Consider the following 20,317-nt stretch of genomic DNA (forward strand, 5'->3'; position numbering starts at 1 on the left):
CCGATAAGCGAACCTTAGTTCGTTTCGTTACCTGTCTATGATGTCGGTTTGGGCTGATGGTTGATTTTCGTTTGTTTACTATCAGTGCATGCTGGCCGGAGGTTGACGGAATTCCTTCGGCGTTTGTCCGGTTGCGGTGCGGAATGCTGCCGAGAAAGCCGACGTGCTGCTGAATCCGCAACGCCAACTGATTTCCTTTATCCGGGTGTCCTCGGAGCGCAGCATTTCCTTGGCCATCGCGATACGGCTGCGCGCAACGAAATCGCCCAAGCTAATACCGGTAGCTTCCTTGAATACGCGCGACACGTGGCGAACGCTCATGTTGCAGCCCCGCGCGATGTCGGCGACGCCCAATGGTCCCGACAGATTACCCATTATATAGTCAGAGATATGTCGCACCTGGCGCGTGCATCGAGAGGCGGGGCTGCGCGTTTCCTCCGACCCAACATGCCTCACCAGTTCGACGGCCAGGTTCATGAGCATGGATTCGATTATGGTCTTGCTGGCGAAGCCCGGTGATCGCAATTCGATTGCAATCCCCTCGAACAAGCGGCGCATCACGACATTCTGGATATCCGCGCAGGGATCGAGCTTTTGCATAGGGCGCTGGCCATCGAATATGTTTTCCAAAAAAGCTTCGCCCATTGCGACGCAAACGAGGTGTCGTTCCTGCAAGGCAGGCTGACCGATATATGGCCGGTGAGGTGGCAGATAAAGCACGTCCCCACTCAACGCGCGCCTGTCGTTCCGACCCATTGTGATGAGGCTTCGCCGGGGTTGCCGGTCCAAAGAATAATCGAGATAGTGCTTCTCGGGACTGAATGGCCCGCTGCTGGGCAGTGCCCAGTTGAAATGCCGAATGTCGACCCGTGTGTCCAGGATGCTGGCCGTGGCTTCGATGTTAAAATCCGTTACGCCGAATCTCTCCTGTTTAGTCCAGTCGCTCTCCGGTCGGAACATCTTGCCCTCTGTGCACCTGCTGTCTTTGATCTGCATTCCGCATAGCGTAGTTCGCGCATCGCGTCCTGCGCGAAATATCGCCGACTGGCTTGTAAGCTCGTCGATGAAGATTGGTGATCAGTGATCCCCATTTTGATGCTTCCTGCCGATGCCGCCGGTGCTGATCGTGACTTGCCCCCGAAGCTGTGCCTCTTTCTAGTTCTTTATGGCGCTGGCATTCTCAGAACGATTTTGCCGAACTGCTCATTTGATTCCAGGTAGCGAAAGCTGTCCACGATGTCGGCGAGTTCAAAGACCTTATCAATGTTGGGCCTTATGCCACCTTCTTCGACAGCTTTTACGATGTCGGCGATCGCCCCGCTCAGGTCGATGATGGACGGGTCCAGCACCGATGTTCGGATCGTTAGATGGTTCGCGAACAGCGCCGCCACGGGCAGGGGCGTCGGTTCTCTGCTCAATATGCCATACAGGACATAACGTCCCTGAAAGGCTATGGCCGCGGCAAGATCGTTTATGCCAGCCCCGGCAACTGCGTCGATCACGAGTTCGGCTCCCTTGCCGTTCGTCAACCGCCGGATCGCGGTGCCGATTTCTTCCTCTCCAGCTACGATCACATGGCGAGCGCCTGCCGTCCGTAGTTGGTCAGCCTTACTTCGATTGCGTGTCACGGCAATCGGGATGGCGCCCGCCAGATTGACGAACTGGATCGCTGCCAGGCCCACGCTGCTCGATGCGGCGGTGATGACGACATGCTCGCCTCGCTTCACATTCCCCGCCCCGAACAGGCATCCATGTGCTGTCAGGAATGGCGCCCAGAGGGCGGCTGCTTCGATCATGCTCAGATTTTCGGGATGCCTGATCACATAGCGAGCCGGAACGACGATCAAAGATCCCATCGTTCCGAACTCCGGTGCCATACGGGGGATGACGCTTGCGGCGTCGCCAACAGCCAGCCCGGTCACACCGGCACCAATGCTCTCGATCCTACCTGCCGCTTCCTGACCCAATAAGGATGGCAGGCATGGAATTACCGGATGCTGACCATGATAGTAGATCGAATCCGATCGGTTGAGTCCCACGGCTTCGACGCGAATACGGACCTCGCCTTGGTGCGGCGGCCTGACATCGATCCGCTCAATCTGCAAAACCTCCGGGCCGCCTGTCTCGTGGAAGCGTATTACCTGTGCCATGATCGGCATTCCTTCCGTTAGAAGCCGTAGAAAGATCCGGTATCCAGATCCTTCGCTGCCGTGCCGAAGCGGTCAAGGCTGGCGACCGTATCCTCGTTGGGGTTGATATTGAGATGCCAGGCTATCAGTCCCCATAGAATCCAGCGCCGGTAATCGTCCCAGGCCGTATCGAAATCCAGCCTGACGCCGTGGCCCGACATTTCATCGCAATAATGGCGGATGAGCGCGCGCTCTGATGCCCGGCGCTGATCGATGCCAAGCGAACCGACCATGAAATAGGCGACATCCCGCCAAGGACGCGCCTTACGCACGATTTGCCAGTCGAACCACATCCTCGCTCCGTCGGGACGCAGATAACTGTTGCCGATATGCGCGTCCCCATGAACGAGGCAAAGGGGGCTGTGGTCGCCAGCTTCCCTTTCGCATAATTGCCTATAGGCCTTATGAAGCCGTTGCGGGTCAGCACTGGCCCAGGCGGGAAGAACCGCGAGATGTTCCGGCTTTTCATTGTGCCGCGCAACATAGTCGCGCATTAACGTCCAATAGTCGTCGCCTGCGGTTGCCGGCGTGGTCCCTGTCAGAAGCCATCGCTGACGATCAAGATCGGGCAGGGCCCATGTCATACCATGGAGCCGAGCCATTTCCGTCAATGCGCTGGCCATGGCATCGTGCGTCAGGCTTTGTCCCGACGTGCCGAATTCGCCGCCCAATGGCACCAGATCCTCAAGGATGACCAGCCCCTGCTGGCCTTCCGCATCATCATCCCAGTCGGCAAGGAAGCAGCGCGGTGCCGGCAGGTCGAGCGTGCCGCTAAACAACCCGTAAAAGCGTGCTTCATTGACGCAGGCATTGCTGCTGAGCGGATCGCCGGTCAGGTTGGCCTTAAGGCAGATCTGATCGGGCAATCCCGCATCCAGCGCGGCCTGATTGCGATCGATGGCATAGCGTGCCTTGCTGGTGTGGCCCTTGATCTCACTGAGCAGGTGCATATCGCTAATGACTGTACCTGGATATTGATGCCGCAACAGCTCGGTCAGCCATGCCGGGGTAATGGCGTCGAATGAGAGGGGCAGGCGTTCGGTCCGGCGCGGTTCGCCGCGGGATTTTTCAAAGGATGCCACGGTTTCCCTCTCTCCTTGCAATTTCAGTCATTGCGCGCGATCTCTCGGGCCGCATCGTGTCCTTGCCGTTATCCGATCGACAGGAAAAGGCGTCCATCTCAACAAATGTTTCGCACTCGCCTACCACTTGCCGGATCGGAGCCAGCATTTGAGACCGGTCCATTATGACCGTCTTTACGTTCTGAGCACCGATCTATGCACCGGGCAAACCATCCATGTCGACCTCAATGTCCGCCGAGCAGTATGGCGATCTGGCCGTGCATTTCCATATAATGCCGGTCGGCGGCCAAGAGATTGCGGCCGCGCATGAAGTCGACATGCTCGAGCGCCTTCTGCTGCAATAAATCGATGTCGCTGATCCCGACAAAGATCTTCAATCCGGCACGGCGCGCGCGATAAGCGGATAAGGCCTGTTCCAGCAAGCTGAGGGCCGGATTGTTGATCACGGGCCATTCGATATGCATGCGCCGGATATGGGTAGCCGGATTGCGCCAATCCTTGCGTTTGATCATATGCTGTAGCGCGTCGAAGCGCGAAACGTCGGCCTTTGATGCAAACAGGCTGCGATTGATGCGATCAAGCGTCGCCAATATGTGCCGAAAATCGTCGTCGGCCAGACGCTGCCTTGCGAAGGCATCGCTTAGGCTGCGGACGATATTGGCCGGATGCGCCGCTGCTGTGACGATTCCGTTGCTGCGGCCCCGGCGGCAGGTAAGCAAGCCTCGATCCTCCAGCAATCGCATCGCCTGCCGCAGAACCTGCCGGCTGACGCCGATGCGTTCGGCTAATTGCTGTTCGCTGCCCAACTTCTTGATTCCCATGCGACGCAATCGCGCTACTTCGCCAGCCAGGAATTCGGCCGAAAGACCAACCAGGCCCTGATCCCGGGCGCAGCCGGGCGTCTCGGGAGCATCGTTCGCCGCCAGAAGCGCATCGAGCGCTGTGACAAAGGGCTTCAAGCAAGGATGAACTGCCGCGTCGGCCCAGGGCCCCAAGGGTAGAGCCTTGCTGACCGCAGACTGGCCGTCAAGCAACAGGCTTTGGAAAAGGCTTTCGAAGTCTGCGCTTCGGCCTTGGCCGACGTGATAGTCATGTATCTGCAGCAGTTCGATGGCCCGGCGCGCTTCGACAATTTGATCAACCGTGATGCCTGCGCCGGGGAGGTAGCGCTGGAGCAGCGAAGAAGCATCATGGATCGGTTGTCCCAGGGCGATCAGGCCGCCCTTCGCTCCGCGTCGCATGCGGGCAATGCCGCGATCCTCCAGCAGACGTGTCGCTTCGAGCAGCGTTTCCTTGCCGATGCCGAATTGGTCGCACAGACCCGGTGACGTTCCCAGGGATTCGCCCGGTGTTACGCCATCTTCGTCGATTGCCTGTTCGATGCGCCGTGCGATTACCTGTGCGAACTTCTCGCGCGTCGCCGTTTCGAACAGCACGGAATCATATATTTTGGGCCAGTCGAATCGAATCTCCATGGGCATCCTCTCTTTCTTCGGAGATGTTTTTGCTCTCTCCTTTTCTTGCCTCCGCATTGAACCGCGCAAGATGGACCCAGCCTATTGAGTCTGACGGAGAAATGCCAGCAAACAGGAGCGGAATTCTAAGGTTGGCCCGTGTCAGGTGGGAAATTGATGCGGCGCAATATTCTATTATGCCAGGCACTATCTATGTTAATGCTAATTTAATTTGGATTTTTCGCGATCTGACAAAGCGACATAATGCGCTGCAACATGTATTGCCTGCGGAAATCGCCGGAAGATAGGAATTGATAAATAGGCGGTCAATTCACGCGGCAATTCTAACCGACAAAATCCATTGCTATGGATTGATGATCGACGACATCCAAATCCCGTTTGATCGAAGGATCGGTTGAGAATATTTTTGTTCCAGATATATAAGTAAAATTCAAAAAATTGGAGCATAATTTATAAGATTTTCTCGTGAGTGATTTGAAATAGCTGTATATTATCCATAATAATCAAATCATTCCGGGATAAAATAGCATGGGTTTGTGTCCTGCGATTCTCGGAGGGGTCGTGTCGATACACCGCGCGCAATAAAATGACGGTTCGCAAATGTGCGATCATGTCGAACAGGGGAGGGGCTTGGGATGAAATTACTGCACTCGTCCGCGGCACGGATGGCCGCGCTTGGAGGGATTTGCTGGCTCATGCCGGCCGTTGCTGCCGCGCAATCGGCTTCGCCGCGTGTGCCTCAGGTGGGAAGCGATCGGGCGGCGTCTGAAGCTTTTTCAGACATCGTCGTCACTGCCCGCCGGCGTGAGGAAGCGCTGCAAAATGTGCCCGTATCGATTACTGCGATCACGCCGGAACAGTTGCGCGAAAAGGCGGTCAATGATCCCTATGACCTCACTATGTCCGTGCCGGGCCTGAACGTCCGCGTCGGGGGCGCCACGCGTGAGACGCCCGACTACTTTATTCGCGGGCAGGGCAACACGTTCTCGGGCAATCCGGGGGTGCTCGTCTATTTCAACGAAGTGCCGCTTGGCAGCCTCAATCCCAATCTGCAAAGCGCTGCTGCCAATCTGATGATCTTCGATATGGCGTCAGTGCAGGTGTTGAAAGGGCCCCAAGGGACGCTGTTTGGCAAGAGCAGTACCGGCGGCGCCGTATTGTTCAGTCCGCAAAAGCCCAAGGACGAATTCGGCGGTTATCTCGATGTTCAAGTGGGCAACTATAATTTGCGAGAGTTTCAGGGCGCCGTTGATATCCCGATAATCGAGGGCAAGATCGCAGTGCGTTTCGCATTTGACATTGCCCGCCGCGATGGTTTTACCGTCAGCCAGAGCACTGGCCAGAAGCTCGATCAGAAGCATCGTGAAACATTTCGTCTAGGTATCAATTTGACACCGACCGAATGGCTGGAAAGCTATTTCATGCTGCAGCAGTTTGAAGCGGACGAAGCATCCGTCGGCGGAGTTTTTACGGATTTCAATCCGAACTTTGCCCTATTCAACACGACGCCCGGCGTAGGCGTCGGCTATTTCGCGGTGGCGGGCCTTTGTGCTAGCATATCCGCGCCGACCGCCGTGCCGGGGTGCATCGCGACGCGAACCGGCAGGATCGCGGATCTGGTTGCGGAGCTTAAGGCTGAACAGGCGCGACTTGCAGCCGGTGGCTCAAAGCGCCGGAATCTGACGTCTCGACGGGATTATCAGAATTTCAAGACCCAGCAGATCACGAATACCACTAGGCTGTGTTGACAAAAGACTTCAGCCATAGGCGAGTGGCGGCGAGGTTGAGGAAACTCTCGAAGGATAGGATGGTCTTGTCGTAGCGGGTGGCGATTCGGCGCTGTTGCTTGAGCTTTCCGAACATGCGCTCGACGCGATTGCGGTCCCGGTAGCGGCGATAGTCGGGATGGTCGGGCACCTTGCGGTTTGAGCGGGGCGGGATGATGGGCAGGATGCCCCGGATCAGCAGGCTTTCCCGGAAGCGATCACCGTCATAGCCTTTGTCCGCCAGCAGCGCCTTGGGCGCGGCGACGGGGATCTCCATCAGCGGCTCGGCAGCGGTGTAATCGGAAGCCTCCCCGCCGGTCAGGATGAAGCCGAGAGGCAGTCCTTGATTGTCGCAGCGGGCGTGGATTTTGCTCGTAAAGCCGCCGCGTGATCGACCAAGAGCGTTCGCACAAGCCCCCCTTTTCCGCCCGCTGCCGAGACATGGCCGCGAACGCTGGTGCTGTCGATCATGTGCTGCCAGTCGTCGGTTAGACCCAGATCGACCAGTGTTTGCAGCAGCGCATCCCAGACACCCTGTTCGGCCCAGCGCCGGAACCGGACATAGACCGAGTTCCACTTGCCGTATCGCTCGTGCATGTCGCGCCAGGGGCAGCCGACTCGCAGCACGTGGAGCATGCCATTGAGGAAGCGCCGGTTATCGCCAGCAGGACGCGCCCAGCGACCACGCTCAGGCGGTAGCAGCGGCCCGATCAACTCCCATTCCGCATCCGACAAGTCCCCACGACCCATGACTGCTCCTCAAAAAGCGCTCTTGAATCAGAACTCGGGGCAAATGGGAATCCCTTTTGTCAACACAGCCTAGTGTCAATATCGGCGAGGTGCCGGTCATCGGGGATGTGACATTTAAGAATATCGGGTCGATGTTTCGAGTATTAGAAAATAACGTCATCCGAGAATTCGGGACAAACTCGAAAAATCATGGCGTCGTTATCAATCAATATGATCTCATCGGGATGCCACAAGAAATATCTGTGTCAGATCAGGCTCAGAAATCTCCATTTCATCGAAATTTCACTGAGGAATTTCAGGTCCTCGGAGATATAGATGGCAAGCACAGTTGGATATTGGGCTATTTTCTGGCTCAGGCATCAAACAACAATGTTGGCATGCCGCCCATATTCCAGACTTTCAACAACGCCCTGACGGTTCCATTGGACAGCCTTAACTTCATATTCCCCACGACCACTACGTACAGCAAGCGCAAGGAGATGGGCTATTATGGACAGTTCACAGCAGACCTGTCGGACTTGATGCTCGATGGGCTACATTTGACAGCCGGTTACCGCTTGACCAAAGATTCAACCTATCAGGTTTTCCGGAATTTTACGCCTTCGCCAACTGGATTGCAGCCCGGTACGATCAGTTCAATCCAGGATTTCAGGGAAAAGGCGTCGAGCTACACGTTTACGCTGGATTATAAGGCCAACAATGACTTGCTCGTCTATGTGACAACACGCAAAGGCTTTAAGCCGGGTGGCGTCAATGGCACGGCGGCCAGCGCTGGCATTCCCGGTGTACGCCCGACTTTTGACCCTGAAACACTGAAGGATGTCGAAGGCGGTGTTAAATGGGATTGGCTGCTGGGTGGCGTGCGCGGCCGTATCAACTTGGCGGCTTATCAGAGCTGGTACAGTAATGTTCAGCGGGCAGAGACGATTGCGTTGCCGGTTTCGCTGGGCGGCGGTGTAACAACGCAGACGAATAATATTGCGGAGGCGAAGATCGGTGGCGTCGAACTGGAAGGTAATTTCCAGTTCAGCCGACACTTGTCTGCCTTCATCAACTACGCCTACACCGATGCCCGATATACTAAATATCCCGGTTGCACGACCAATACTCTCGGCGTATGCACGCCAAATATTCAGACGCCTTATGTCGGGGTTCCTAAGCATCAAATATCGTTTGGCGGTCGTTATGTATTGCCGGTTGATGAATCTATAGGCGAGATCGCTATATCTACCAATATATACTATCAGTCGAGGACACTATTTGATGATTCCGTTCTACAAGATCCAAAGCAATTGGGTTTTCAGAGCGGATATGCTATGGCAGATTCGCGTCTGGACTGGAATAAAATCGGTGGATCGCCACTGGATTTGGCTTTTTTCATTCGCAACATTACCGACCACACGCACTATGTTGGCTATGGCAACACGCTGACTTCACTCGGGGCAAGCCAGGCGACCTACAACGAGCCCCGGACCTATGGCTTGCAACTTCGCATGCAATTTAACTGATGAACCGGGCAGGCGTCGCGCGGCGGCGTCTGCCCTGTGGACAAGCCACATTTACGGATCGGGCGACATGATAGGACGTGAAGCGCGATAAGCAACTCGGGAGACAATGGGCTAATGGCAACGGAAGCACTGACGGCATCAGCAATCAACCCGGACGGTTACGCAGTCGCAGACGCCTATTTCGGCAGGCCCTATATCGATCGCGACGAATGGCGTGAGCAGCCCTACCCGCACCGCAATATCCACGGCGGCTTTGAGAACACGGATACGCGTTTTACTTTCTATTTCCCGGCTATCGAAGCGTGGGAGGGGCGGATGTATCATCCGATCGAAGGTGCCCATGCCGGACATGAAGAAGCTTTTGCCGGGATGATGGGGCAGTTGCTGGGTGGCCTTCCCATGATTGCCCGGCTCGGCGGTTATATGGTGGAATCGAATTGCGGTCATATCGGTGATGATATCGACCGGCGTGCGGGTGATGACCCGACTCTTTATGGCCATCGCGCTGGTGTTGAGGCAGCGCGTTTTTCGAAGCATGTCTGCAAGCAGGTTTATGGTCGTGAGCCCGCTTATAGCTATGTCTGGGGCGGTAGCGGGGGAGGACGGCGATCACCCCTCCATCTGGAATATGGGGCCGGTGTTTATGATGGTGCGTTGCCGTTCATGGGCGGCGGCGACATCGCCGAATATGGTACGACTGCGCGTGTCCGCAGCGAACAGCCAGTGCATTTCGGCGCGATGTTCAATGTCCAGAGGCTGTTGGAAGGCGATAAGCTTGATCGGGTGATCGACGCCATGCAGCCCGGTGGAAGCGGTAATCCATTCGGAGGCCTTTCCGCCCACGAACGGGAAGAATTGGCGAACCTCTACCGCCTTGGCTATCCTCGTGGTGACGAGTTCATGATCGCCAAGCCCATGGGGCAGATTTGGCTCTGGTCTTCGATTGCCGACATGTTGATCGCCGAGGATGGCGACTATTTCCGAAATTTCTGGACTAAGCCAGGCTATCTGGGCTTCGATGAGCCCCAGCATGTGCAGGAAGACCTGATCGACCAGCACTGCACGATAGTCCGGGTCGTCACGCCGCGCGACCTCACGACGGATGCATTTGCTGCGCCCGAATATGCAGAGATGCGCGCGCGGATGACCTTGAGCGCATCGGGTAGCGGCAATTGGGACCTGCCCATTGCGATCGAGTTGGCTGACCTCCCGCCGGGCTACCGGCTGGGCGCGGGGGTCCGCATCACCAATGGCGATGCTGCTGGACGGCAGCTCTATTGCACGGGTTTCGTCGGGAACCTGTTGTTCTGCGACGGGCATGGGGATGCAAACCTTATCCGGTTCACCGGTGTGAAACCGGGCGACCAGATACATGTCGACAATCATGCGTTCCTCGCTTTTTGCTATTATTATCGGCATCATCTGTCGAGCGATGCGCTGAACGATTTCCTGCGTCTCGATGGCGTGCCGATCTATCCTCAGCATGATGTGCCGCTAGCCTCGCCGCTGATGGGTGTCCCCTATTCCGGCCGCTATGAAGGCAAGCTGCTCTGGATACATCATACGCACGACGCGTCGCTCTGGCCACCGCAGGGGATCATCTACAAGCAGGCAGTCGAAGCGGCGCAAGGTCATGAAAAGGCACGCGAATGTTTCCGTCTGCAATGGACCGAAAATGCGGAGCATGTCACGCCGCTGTTGTTGCCAACCCATCCGGCGCGCGCCACAAATACGTGGTTGATCGACTACCTGCCAAGTGTTGAGCAAGGCCTCGCTGATCTCGCCGCCTGGGTTGAGAAAGGGATCCCGCCTGCGGAGACCAATTTCACCATGGTGGACGGCAAGGTCAGCCTGCCCCCCACCGCCGCCGAACGCGGCGGGACACAGCCGGTCGCGGGGGTCACTGTCAATGGCGGCGCGCGGACGGAAGTGGCGGCAGGGCAGCCCGTCACGATCCAACTCGACGCGGAAGCACCGCCGGGCGCAGGCACGATCACGCAGATCCAGTGGGACTTCGATAATTCCGGCCGTTTCGCCATCGAGCAGCCGATCATGCAGGGGGAGACCAAACTCTCCCTGTCGATGACCCACGCCTACGACCAGCCAGGCACCTATTTCGCTGTCGCCCGTGTTCGATTGAATCGGGAAGGCGATCCGACTGCGGCGCGCCAGGTCGAAAATCTCGCCGCAGCCCGCATAGTGGTGTCCTGATGGCCCGTTCCCCTCATCCTTCCCTTCTCACCTTGCGAGGAAGATCGATATGATGCGCTTTTCAAGACGCGATGCGGTTGCATTCAAATGTCTGATAGCGGCGGGAGCCAGCCTGCTGGCGGGCCCGGCTCTGACTCAGACAGGAGCCGGACAGTGCAGCGTCGCCACCATCCAGGCGATGACGACGCCGGACGCGACGATTACCTCGGCGGTCCCGACGGCTGCGCCGGTGCCTCATTGCCGCGTCGACGGCTATGTGACGACCACGAACCCTGGACCGAACCGCGTAAACTTCCGCCTGCAATTGCCCGATACAGGTTGGAATGGGCGCTATTATTTCATCGGCATGGGGGCCACTGCGGGCTTCGTCCCCACGGATTCGCAGGTTCCGGCGGGCAATCCGCTGATCAAGGGTTTCGCGGTTGCTGGCACGGATACGGGTCAGCAGAACCGTGCCAACTGGCGCTTCATTGGTGAAAACCCGGCCCAGGCCATCGACTATATTCATCGCGGCGGCCATGTGACCGCCGCTGCGACGCAACAGATTACGCGCAAATATTATGGGCGGGAGAAGATCTGGCGCTATCATTCGGGCTGTTCGGGCGGCGGACGCATGGGCATGGAGGCTTTGGCCCATCATCCCGGCGACTATGACGGTATCCTTCTCGGTGCACCCGGCATCGGCCCGACCTTCGGCTCTGAAACGATGCTGGCCTTCATTTACATGGGGCAGCAGATGTTGCGCGAACCCGGCGCATGGGTGTCGCCTGCCAAGCTTGGGATGCTTGACAAGAAGGTTACGGCGATCTGCGATGGCCTGGATGGGGCTGAGGATGGCATCATAGCCGATAACAAGGCCTGCAAGGTCGACATGAAGCAGTTCGAGTGTAAGGCCGGCGACGGCGCCGACTGTCTGACCGCACCAGAACGGCGCACGGTAGAGGCGTTGCTGCGCGGGCCTCGTGGCCCCAATGGGCAGCAGATCAAGGATGGCCTGCCGATCAGCAATATCAGTGTATGGTCCGGTTTCATCGGCGGGCCGCCGCCATGGGATCTGAATGTCGATACCAACAAGATGACGTTCGACCAGATGAAAGCATTGCCGATCGGCTATCTTATGGGAAATTCGCTGGCCCAGGCCTATTTCGGTAAGGACTATCAGGCGATCAAGCAGTTTGATTTCAACAAGCAGTCCGATCTCGATGCTTGGTGGGCGGCTGGCGACCGCCTGGGTTACACGCGTTATTCTCCTGATATCTCGGCTTTTCAGAAGCAGGGTGGCAAGATCATCTTCTGGAATGGGGAAAGCGACCCCTGTTGCCTCGTCCAGGATCTACGCAGCTATTACAATGCTGTCGGAAAAGCCGTCGGGGGACCGAGCATGCTCGACGCCTTCGCTCGCTTTTATCAGGTGCCTGGTATGGCCCATTGCGGCAGCGGAACTGGCCCGCAGGATGCACCCGACGCCATGCTGGCATCGCTGATCGACTGGGTGGAGAACAAGAAGGCGCCGGCCAGCATCGTGACTCATCGCGGTGACCGAGCGAAGATGGCCTTCGCCGATCCCAAGACGGGCACTGTTTCAGGGGTCATCGTGCCGCCGTCGACGGGCACGCCGCGCGACTTCCTGCTCTGCCCCGATCCGACGGTCGCCACTTTCAACGGCAAGCCTGGCGGCGAGAGCGAAAGCGAAAACTGGACCTGCAAGCCGCGCAAGTAGCGGCCGGTGCAGTCGTCCGCTCCGCCGGTGGGTGAATAGGGGACCGCTGGCGGAGCGGACATACAGAACAGGCCGCATATTCGGGATAGGAACGCCACATGATGGAACGCAGAGAAGTGATCGCCGGCGGCGTAGGCATAGCTGGCTTGGCTGCTACGGGATCACTGTTAGCGCAGCCCGCCGCTAGCCTCAGCGCCAAGCCGATCGAACTTGATGGCTACAAGGTGACTGACGCGTTCTTTGGTCGACCTTTTATCGATGCGGATGAGCAACGGGGGGAGGGGACTCCCTATCGCTATATCCACGGCGGCTTCGAAGGGACGGATACGCGCTTCACATATTGCTTTCCGTCTACTGAGCATTACCGAGGGCGTCTTTTTCAGCCTCTCGAAGGCGCGAACGCCGGGCATGAGAATGTGAATGCCGGTCCCCTCGGGCCGATCACAGGCGGCCTGGAGATGACGTTTCGGCTAGGTGGTTACTGCGTGGAATCCAATATGGGCCATATCGGGGATGTCGAAGACCCGAAGGCTGGACCGGACCCGACGATCTACGGTTTTCGCGCTGCGGCGGAATCTGCACGCTTTTCTAAATATGTGGCCAGGCAGATTTATGGCGAGGCTCCGCATCACGCTTATGTTTATGGCGGCAGCGGTGGCGCGCGCCGGTCGCCGCTGTGCCTCGCCTATGGGGAGGGTACATGGGACGCCGCTCTCCCCTATATGGGCGATGCCATGGACGGCGAGCATGGCGACATGCGTCGGCTTCGCACGGGCACGCCAAACTTTTCATCCATGTTTAACGTGCAACGCGTGCTGGGTGCGAAGCTCCTCGATGTCATCGATGCGATGCAACCGGGCGGCAGTGGGAATCCCTTCGCAGGTTTGGACACGCATCAGGCAGAAGAACTGGCGACGCTATATCGCCTTGGTTATCCGCGCGGCGACGAGTTCATGATTATGCAGCCCATGGGGCAAGCCTGGTTGTGGGCCTCTATGGCCGAGCGGCTGGAGGCCGAGGATCCCTATTTCAAGTCCTTCTGGACTGAACCCGGCCATGTCGGCCACGATCAGCCGGATCTGGTTCGCAAGGACATCATAAACCTCAAGACCCGAATCAAACGCCCTCTTTTTGCACGTCAACTCGCTGAGGAAGCGGAATTTCGCGCGCCCGAATATGCCCGCGTCGTCGCGCTGGCCAGCGTGTTCGCGGGCATGGAGAATATGTGGGACGTGCCGATGGCAGTCGAACTGGAGCAGGATCCGGGCGGCTATCCACAGGGGGCCGGTATCAAATTCCTGAGTGGCAAGGCGAATGGCCGGCAGCTTTATTATATGTCCGGCGTCCGCACTGTCTGGCTTGGAGCGGGCGCTGGCGAGGCGCAGAATCTGCGCTTCAAAGGGGTTCAGGCAGGTGATGAGGTCCAACTCGATAACCGCGCCTTTCTCGCTTATTGCTATTATTATCGCCACCACATCATGAACCATGTCGAATGGGACGCGCTGCGGATCGGTGGCAAACCGATTTACAAGCAATATCGGCAGCCGGAGGCGTCACCTTTCATGGGCGTGTTACACACAGGTCGGTTCGAGGGTAAAATGATGTGGGTCCATCACACCCACGATGCGTCTCTCTGGCCGGTGCAGGGCGTCGGCATGAAGAATAATGTCGAGCGTGAATATGGCGCGGTCGAGGCGCGAAAGAAGTTCCGGCTGCGCTGGACCGAGAATGCCGAACATGTCCCGCCTCATATGGCGGCGTCTGCGCCGGGCCGCGCCAACACCACCTGGCTGATCGACTATCAGCCGGTGATTGAACAGTGCTTGTTGGATCTCGTCGATTGGGTGGAAAATGACATCGAGCCGATCGATAGCAATTTTTCGCTGGTTGATGGTCAGATAACGCTGCCGCCGACAGCGAGGGAGCGCGGTGGAATCCAGCCGGTCGTGTCAGTCACCGCCGATGGCGGAGTGCGCGCGGATGTGCGCGTAGGGGAAAGCGTCGCCTTGATCGTGAAGGCCGAAGTGCCTGAGGGAACCGGGAAGATCATCGGTGTGAAATGGGATTTCGATGGAACGGGAAGCTATCCCCGCGAGGAAGTCGTGGATGGCACACGCACCGCGCTCATGCTCAGTACGAGCCACAGCTTCGATAGGCCGGGCACCTATTTCGTTACGGCACTGGTAGAATCGCACCGTGAAGGCGAGGTCAATGCGAAGTTTCGTCGCGTTTCGAACGTCGCCTCCGCGCGCGTGGTGGTCAGTTGACGGTTTCCGTCTTCGGTCATGCCCGGAGCGGCGATAGTCATTCGCCGCATCCGGGTCACAATCTTCTCTATAATGAATGAGGCAGCCGAGTTTCGCCGGCAGGCTCTTGGTCGGTATCCGGTTGGTCGTATACCATGCAAATGGCGTTCGGTCCCCTTATCGGTTCCAGATGAGGGGAAGGCTGTCCACATGGATGATGTTGCTGAGGTAAAAGGGTACCTCGAAGCCCGATTCCACGGAGAATTCGGGCAGTGCGGCGAGCATTTCCTGCATCGCGATTTGCAGTTCCCGACGTGCAAGATGGGCGCCCAAGCAACGGTGCGGGCCGTAACCAAAGGTCAGATGGGATGGACGACGGTCGAAGCGGACTTCTGTCGGCGCCTCGAACGCTTCAGGGTCGTTTGATCCCAGCGGCGTCGACATCGCCACCCTGTCGCCGGCGCGGATATTCACGCCATACAGGTCGATATCGTGCGTGCAGATGCGGAAGGTGGTGACTGCAGCGTAGGCCCGCAGCAATTCTTCGATCGCGAGAGTCGCGCCCGCTGGGTTCTCGCGTAGTTGGTTCTGATGTGCCGGATTGGTTGCGAGATGGAAGAAATGCAGGCCGATATTGGCCGATACTGTATCCAGTCCACCCAGATATAGATTGAAACAGTGGCCGAACACTTCCTCCGGCGACCATTTGCGGCCGTCAACTTCCAGTTGAAGCGCGATGCTGATCAGGTCATCGCCCGGGGTCCGGCGCCGCTCATCGATCGCATTGAGCAGATAGGCTTTGACCGCGCGCGTGCCCTGAACGCGATCTTCCATGTCGTCGGTGTGCAGGAGGGAAAATTCCCAGTCGAGAAACTGCTGCATCTCCTCCTGCGGCAATCCCAGCAAGTCGAGGAAGATCGATACGGGGAACGGAACCGCGAAATCCTTGACGAAATCGCAGCTGCCCTTGTCCTTGAAGCGGTCAATATATTCGCGCGCGCGCAGCCGCACCTTGCCGTCCAACTCCCCCATGCGCTTGGGTGAAAAGACAGGATTGAGCGCATTGCGGAACCCCGTGTGGCGCGGCGGGTCAAGCTCGGTGGGGATGATATCCCAACTCTCGCCGATGCCGGCCGCAAAGCCCGTATTGCCCCGCTTGTGGAAATTCTCGGTGTCGGCGTAGATTTTTCGCAGGTCTTCGGCGCGGCGAACGACCCATCCGCCCTGTCGGCCCGGAAACACATCCGTTCCCCAGAAAATCGGCGGCCCTTCGTGAAGCCGGGGAATGATGTCCGTATAGGGATTGATCGTCGTCGCCGTCCGCGGTGTGAGCGGAAACGTCATCGCAAGATCGGCGGGGACATTGTCAGGAAGCTGGCTCATGCGTCAGCCGCCAGTCGGGAATACCCAGCGGACAGGATGTTGTCGATCAATGCGGGCGCGTGGCCCGTGACGGCAGTCTCCGCTGTTGGCAAACCCGCCAGCTTTTGCCCAATCCATACAAACTTCATGCTCTTTCCTCATCGCTCCATCGGTCGCGCGCTCGTTGAAACATGCGCGGCGTGCCGCATTCAATGCAACCATCATACCTCAACGGCAAGGTGGGAAGCGCTGCGCGTCACCTTGCGGGCCTGGCCGCGATAGGTTTTGGCAGCATTAAGGATCATTGCAAAATGCAAAGGCGCCTTCAATATTTCTTCGATCGGATTGTTGCCCCCTGTTTGACGATTATCGGCCAAATTATACCGCCAATCGGCCAACCTGGTGCATCCCTTTCTTTTGACAGGTCGGTAAGACGATCGTCTTGTCTTCAAGCCCTTCGCGAAAAGATGGCGTTGCGCCACGACTTGGGAGGACGACAAATGAACGGACTGAAAATCTCACGCCTGGTTGCCGTTTCATCGGTTGGCATGATCGCTGCATTGTCCTCGGCGGCCATGTCGCAAACTTCCTCTGCCAATGACGTATCGCATAGTGCGGGCGCGACCGACGACATTGTCGTGACGGCTCGCCGCGTGTCGGAAAGCCTGCAATCGACGCCGGTCTCGGTGACGGCGTTCAGTGCTGAGACGCTTCGCCAGGCGTCAATCCGTGACACGCAGGACTTGTTGGTGAAGACGCCGGGCGTGTTTCTGGCGGGGTCCGGTGGCCGCGAAAATACGAACTTCTCGATCCGTGGGCAGTCAAAAGCGTTGGCGGGCAACAGCGCGGCCGCCGTCATCAGCTATTTCGCCGAGGTTCCATCGCCTACGGTTGGTTCCAGCATTCCAACCTATGACCTGGGATCGGTGCAGGTGCTGAAAGGGCCGCAGGGCACATTGTTTGGTCGCAACACGACCGGTGGCGCGATCCTCTATTACCCGACTGCGCCGTCCTATGATTGGGAAGGCTATATCCAGGGAACCTACGGCAATTACGATACTCGGCTTCTGGAGGGTGCGCTCAATCTACCGATCATCGCGGACAAGCTGGCCTTGCGTGTGGCTGGCCAATATCAGAAGCGCGACGGTTGGACGAAGAATATCGGCGTCGGCGGCGATGCCGATGACCTCAATTCACGGGCGCTGCGCGGATCATTGCTGTTCGAACCGTTCGATGGGCTGACCAATACGACGATCGTCGATTATTACCGCAATCGCGCGGTCGGTGGCGGCTCCGTTCTGATCGACGTTCTTCCGGGGCCCAATGCGCTAACCGCTACTGGCACGTTGGCTGCCGCACAGGCGCAACTCGCGCTTCAGCGCGCGCGCGGTATTCGCGTGATCGATTCCGACGTGGATGCCTTCGAGCGGGTGAAGCGTTTTGGCGTCACCAATCGCACTGAAATCGAACTGGGTCCGAATGTCGAGGTCGTCAATATCTTTGGCTTCCGTCACACGGACGTCGACTATTTTTCCAGCGTCGACGGTTTGCCGACGCTTATTTCCGACGGCACTGGCGCCATCCCTGGGGGTCTGCCGGTCACTGTAGTCGGCGGCCGTCAGAAATCGGACGTCAAGCAATATACCGAAGAACTGCAGTTGCGGGGCAAGCTGTTCGATGACAAGCTCGACTGGTTGATCGGCGGCTTCTATCTGGCGAGCAACCCTGTCGGACCGAGCGGCACCTATATTCCTACCTTCATCCTGCCGGGAATCACCAATGCGCCGTTCAACTACAGCTTTTACGCTGAACGCAGCAAGGCGGTGTTTGCCAATATCGGCTATGATCTTAGCGCCCTGGTGGAAGGCCTGAAGTTCAGCGCAGGTTTTCGCTATACCTGGGATAATATCACAGCCTGTGTTGGCGGCGGTACGACGCCGGATCCTACCGTGACGCCTCGTGATTGCCGGACCAGTACGCCTGCGATACGCAATGCCAGCGTCAACAAGACATCGTCCAAGGCACCGACGTGGACGGTCGGCTTTGATTGGCAAGCGACCGATGATCTGTTTCTCTATGCCGTCACTCGCCGTGGCTATCGCTCAGGCGGTATCAACGGGCCTACGCTTGCAGGACGGCTCGCGCCCTTCCAATCCTTCGCGCCAGAAAAAGTTACCGACGTGGAGATTGGCATCCGCTCCGACTTCCGCGCCGGTGATGTCGACATCCGCCTGAACGCTTCACCGTTCGTTGGCTGGTACAGTGGCGTCCAGGTGCCGATTTCGGGGCTGAACACTCAGGCGACGTGCAGCCTGACAGCGCCTGGAGGCACAGATGCGCCACGCTCACCCGACGGTGATTGCGACGCTGCTAACGATCCTGCCGGCGGCACGCTGTTGGTGAATGCTGGCAAGACGCGAGTTGCGGGCATTGACCTGACAGGCCGCATCGCGCCGACCCGCACATTGTCCTTCGATGCAGGCGCGACCTTCCTTGACCTTAAGTCGCGCTCGCTCACCGTGCCCACGCAACTGCTGCCCTATCTGCAGATCGCCGAAGTGCCGTTCAATCTGGTCGCGAAGACGACGCTGACGGCTGGCGCTCGCTGGACATTGCCGCTGCCCGAAAGCTTTGGTGAAGGCACGCTGGCGGTCGACTATTATCATTCCAGCAAGGTGCGCTCGTCCGACAACGTGTTGCCGGCCTATGATCTGGTCAATGCGCGTTTCGACCTGAGGCGTGTGGGCGGTTCCGGCTTCGACGCTGCGCTGTTCATGCGTAACGTGTTCGACACGAAATATCTGGCGTCCAGCAATGTCGGTTCGGCTCAGCTGGGTATCCTCAGCGGTTTCTATGGCGCGCCTCGCACATATGGTATCGAACTGCGCTATCATTTCGGGGACTAAGCGAATGTATAGATGGTGTGCCGTTTACCGATACGTCCATCGGTGCGGCCGCCCTGCCAAAAGATAGGGGGTTTGCGACGGCCGCTGTCACACTATCTAAAATATAGATCGCCCGAAGCGGCGATGGCTGGGAGCGGGATGATCTGGAGATGAATTCCTTGCGAAGTGACTTGTTGCAATCTTTGTCACCAGTTATCGATCGTGTGGAAGGGCAGTGCCGTTCATCAAGCTTCGATGTTCAGATACACAATACCAATTGGCCGGAGCCGGGCGAGGGGTTGTTCCGTTCGCCATGGTCCTTCATCGAGATGTTCTGCAATACTTCGCGACTTGTCACCGGGGCGCGCGATGGATTCGGCCGAGCGGGCCACCATGTCGACCTTGGCGACATCGCCTTCATCGCCAAGGACGAGCCATTGCAATGTCGTTGGCGCCGAGGGGCGCAGCGTAGCATTTCCTGCATGTTCGACATTGACGCGATTGCGGCGAGATCGGCGGTCGGCTGGGATTGGCCCACATTCGACTGGGCTTCGGCTCTTGCGATCCGCAACGATTATATTGGCGCGACGCTGAGGCGGGTCGCGGCAGAGACGCTTAATCCCGGTTTTGCAAGCGAGCTTCAGATCGAAACGATGCTGCTCGGCGTGGCGTTCGAATTGCGGCGCCAGTTCAATGGTGAGCAGGTCGCGGCCCAGGCATCGGCAGGAAAGCTCGGGCGCGCGCAGATGGCTACATTGCGAGCGATGGCTTTCGATACAGTTGGTGATCCTCCCTGTATCGCCGATTTGGCTCAGGTCATCGGCATGAACGGAAGGCAATTGGCCGCTCGGTTTCGAGCGACGACCGGACAGACATTGCGAAACTTCCTGGCTGAAAGCCGGCTGGAGCGCGCAAAGCTGTTGCTCCGCGACCATCGGTTGCTGATCAAGCAGGTTGCGTTCGATTGCGGCTTCAAGAGTTCCGCGGCCTTTGCTGCGGCATTCCAGCGCAGCACGGGCTTCACTCCCCAGAATTTTCGCGCATCGGTATCCCTGCAATAACAGCTAGCCCTGCATTTGAGCTAAACATTCTGTCTCTTGGCGACGTTCCTGGCGTAAGACGC

General features: G+C 57.9%; 14 protein-coding genes and 1 pseudogene. 7 read left to right on the top strand and 8 right to left on the bottom strand.

The annotated features are described in order from the left end of the window. Positions 1–81 precede the first annotated feature (81 nt). The 4 genes from LDB26_RS04000 to LDB26_RS04015 form a co-directional block, all read right to left on the bottom strand. Positions 82–996: an AraC family transcriptional regulator gene (locus LDB26_RS04000; protein WP_257540480.1), complete on the bottom strand. Its 915-nt coding sequence runs from the start codon at positions 994–996 to the stop codon at positions 82–84. Positions 997–1,163: 167 nt separating this feature from the next. Continuing rightward, on the bottom strand, positions 1,164–2,159 hold the full coding sequence (locus LDB26_RS04005; protein WP_082635158.1) for a zinc-dependent alcohol dehydrogenase family protein: 996 nt from the start codon (positions 2,157–2,159) through the stop codon (positions 1,164–1,166). An 8-nt stretch (positions 2,160–2,167) separates the two neighbouring features. Further along, the gene (locus LDB26_RS04010; protein WP_062064279.1) at positions 2,168–3,271 is read right to left on the bottom strand and encodes a phosphotransferase; all 1,104 of its coding nucleotides are present in this window, start codon (positions 3,269–3,271) and stop codon (positions 2,168–2,170) included. 224 nt (positions 3,272–3,495) lie between these two features. Beyond that, positions 3,496–4,746 carry a GntR family transcriptional regulator gene (locus LDB26_RS04015; protein WP_257540482.1) on the bottom strand — a complete coding sequence of 417 codons (1,251 nt, stop codon included), beginning with the start codon at positions 4,744–4,746 and terminating at the stop codon, positions 3,496–3,498. 635 nt (positions 4,747–5,381) lie between these two features. Here LDB26_RS04015 and LDB26_RS04020 point away from each other — a divergent pair. Further along, on the top strand, positions 5,382–6,494 hold the full coding sequence (locus LDB26_RS04020; protein ID WP_257540484.1) for a TonB-dependent receptor: 1,113 nt from the start codon (positions 5,382–5,384) through the stop codon (positions 6,492–6,494). Here the strand turns inward: LDB26_RS04020 and LDB26_RS04025 are convergent. Continuing rightward, positions 6,481–7,262 (bottom strand): annotated as a pseudogene (locus LDB26_RS04025) (IS5 family transposase). The gene LDB26_RS04020 and the pseudogene LDB26_RS04025 overlap by 14 nt on opposite strands. Before the next feature lie 56 nt (positions 7,263–7,318). Here LDB26_RS04025 and LDB26_RS04035 point away from each other — a divergent pair. From LDB26_RS04035 to LDB26_RS04050, 4 genes are all read left to right on the top strand, one after another. Beyond that, complete coding sequence (locus LDB26_RS04035) at positions 7,319–8,770, top strand: TonB-dependent receptor (protein ID WP_257540488.1); 1,452 nt, start codon at positions 7,319–7,321, stop codon at positions 8,768–8,770. A gap of 114 nt (positions 8,771–8,884) precedes the next feature. Continuing rightward, the gene (locus tag LDB26_RS04040) at positions 8,885–10,981 is read left to right on the top strand and encodes a PKD domain-containing protein (protein WP_257540490.1); all 2,097 of its coding nucleotides are present in this window, start codon (positions 8,885–8,887) and stop codon (positions 10,979–10,981) included. A 49-nt stretch (positions 10,982–11,030) separates the two neighbouring features. Further along, entirely contained in the window at positions 11,031–12,701 is a 1,671-nt protein-coding gene (locus LDB26_RS04045; protein ID WP_257540492.1) for a tannase/feruloyl esterase family alpha/beta hydrolase, read from the top strand. Positions 12,702–12,799: 98 nt separating this feature from the next. Further along, a complete protein-coding gene (locus tag LDB26_RS04050; RefSeq protein WP_257540494.1) occupies positions 12,800–14,968 on the top strand; it encodes a PKD domain-containing protein in 2,169 nt (722 codons plus the stop codon). 156 nt (positions 14,969–15,124) lie between these two features. Here the strand turns inward: LDB26_RS04050 and LDB26_RS04055 are convergent, their stop codons facing one another. From LDB26_RS04055 to LDB26_RS04065, 3 genes are all read right to left on the bottom strand, one after another. Further along, positions 15,125–16,330, bottom strand: a complete 1,206-nt coding sequence (locus tag LDB26_RS04055) for a cytochrome P450 (RefSeq protein WP_257540496.1) — start codon at positions 16,328–16,330, stop codon at positions 15,125–15,127. Continuing rightward, the gene (locus LDB26_RS04060) at positions 16,327–16,458 is read right to left on the bottom strand and encodes a hypothetical protein (RefSeq protein WP_257540499.1); all 132 of its coding nucleotides are present in this window, start codon (positions 16,456–16,458) and stop codon (positions 16,327–16,329) included. Before LDB26_RS04060 ends, LDB26_RS04055 begins: the two co-directional genes overlap by 4 nt. Before the next feature lie 72 nt (positions 16,459–16,530). Next, positions 16,531–16,686 (bottom strand): hypothetical protein, encoded by a 156-nt coding sequence (locus LDB26_RS04065; RefSeq protein ID WP_257540501.1) that lies wholly within the window; start codon positions 16,684–16,686, stop codon positions 16,531–16,533. A 123-nt stretch (positions 16,687–16,809) separates the two neighbouring features. Between LDB26_RS04065 and LDB26_RS04070 the strand changes: the two genes are divergently transcribed. Both LDB26_RS04070 and LDB26_RS04075 read left to right on the top strand, forming a co-directional pair. Beyond that, positions 16,810–19,215 carry a TonB-dependent receptor gene (locus tag LDB26_RS04070; protein ID WP_257540503.1) on the top strand — a complete coding sequence of 802 codons (2,406 nt, stop codon included), beginning with the start codon at positions 16,810–16,812 and terminating at the stop codon, positions 19,213–19,215. 170 nt (positions 19,216–19,385) lie between these two features. Beyond that, positions 19,386–20,255 (top strand): helix-turn-helix transcriptional regulator, encoded by an 870-nt coding sequence (locus LDB26_RS04075; RefSeq protein ID WP_257540505.1) that lies wholly within the window; start codon positions 19,386–19,388, stop codon positions 20,253–20,255. Positions 20,256–20,317 lie beyond the last annotated feature (62 nt).

The organism is Sphingobium sp. CFD-1 (genome assembly GCF_024611115.1).
GTDB lineage: Bacteria > Pseudomonadota > Alphaproteobacteria > Sphingomonadales > Sphingomonadaceae > Sphingobium > Sphingobium baderi_A.

Coding starts and splice junctions, on each gene's coding strand:
- LDB26_RS04005 (WP_082635158.1), bottom strand. CDS start 2,159: ATGCCGATCATGGCACAGGTAATACGCTTCCACGAGACAGGCGGCCCG.
- LDB26_RS04055 (WP_257540496.1), bottom strand. CDS start 16,330: ATGAGCCAGCTTCCTGACAATGTCCCCGCCGATCTTGCGATGACGTTT.
- LDB26_RS04020 (WP_257540484.1), top strand. CDS start 5,382: ATGAAATTACTGCACTCGTCCGCGGCACGGATGGCCGCGCTTGGAGGG.
- LDB26_RS04045 (WP_257540492.1), top strand. CDS start 11,031: ATGATGCGCTTTTCAAGACGCGATGCGGTTGCATTCAAATGTCTGATA.
- LDB26_RS04050 (WP_257540494.1), top strand. CDS start 12,800: ATGATGGAACGCAGAGAAGTGATCGCCGGCGGCGTAGGCATAGCTGGC.
- LDB26_RS04070 (WP_257540503.1), top strand. CDS start 16,810: ATGAACGGACTGAAAATCTCACGCCTGGTTGCCGTTTCATCGGTTGGC.
- LDB26_RS04060 (WP_257540499.1), bottom strand. CDS start 16,458: ATGAAGTTTGTATGGATTGGGCAAAAGCTGGCGGGTTTGCCAACAGCG.
- LDB26_RS04015 (WP_257540482.1), bottom strand. CDS start 4,746: ATGGAGATTCGATTCGACTGGCCCAAAATATATGATTCCGTGCTGTTC.
- LDB26_RS04040 (WP_257540490.1), top strand. CDS start 8,885: ATGGCAACGGAAGCACTGACGGCATCAGCAATCAACCCGGACGGTTAC.
- LDB26_RS04000 (WP_257540480.1), bottom strand. CDS start 996: ATGCAGATCAAAGACAGCAGGTGCACAGAGGGCAAGATGTTCCGACCG.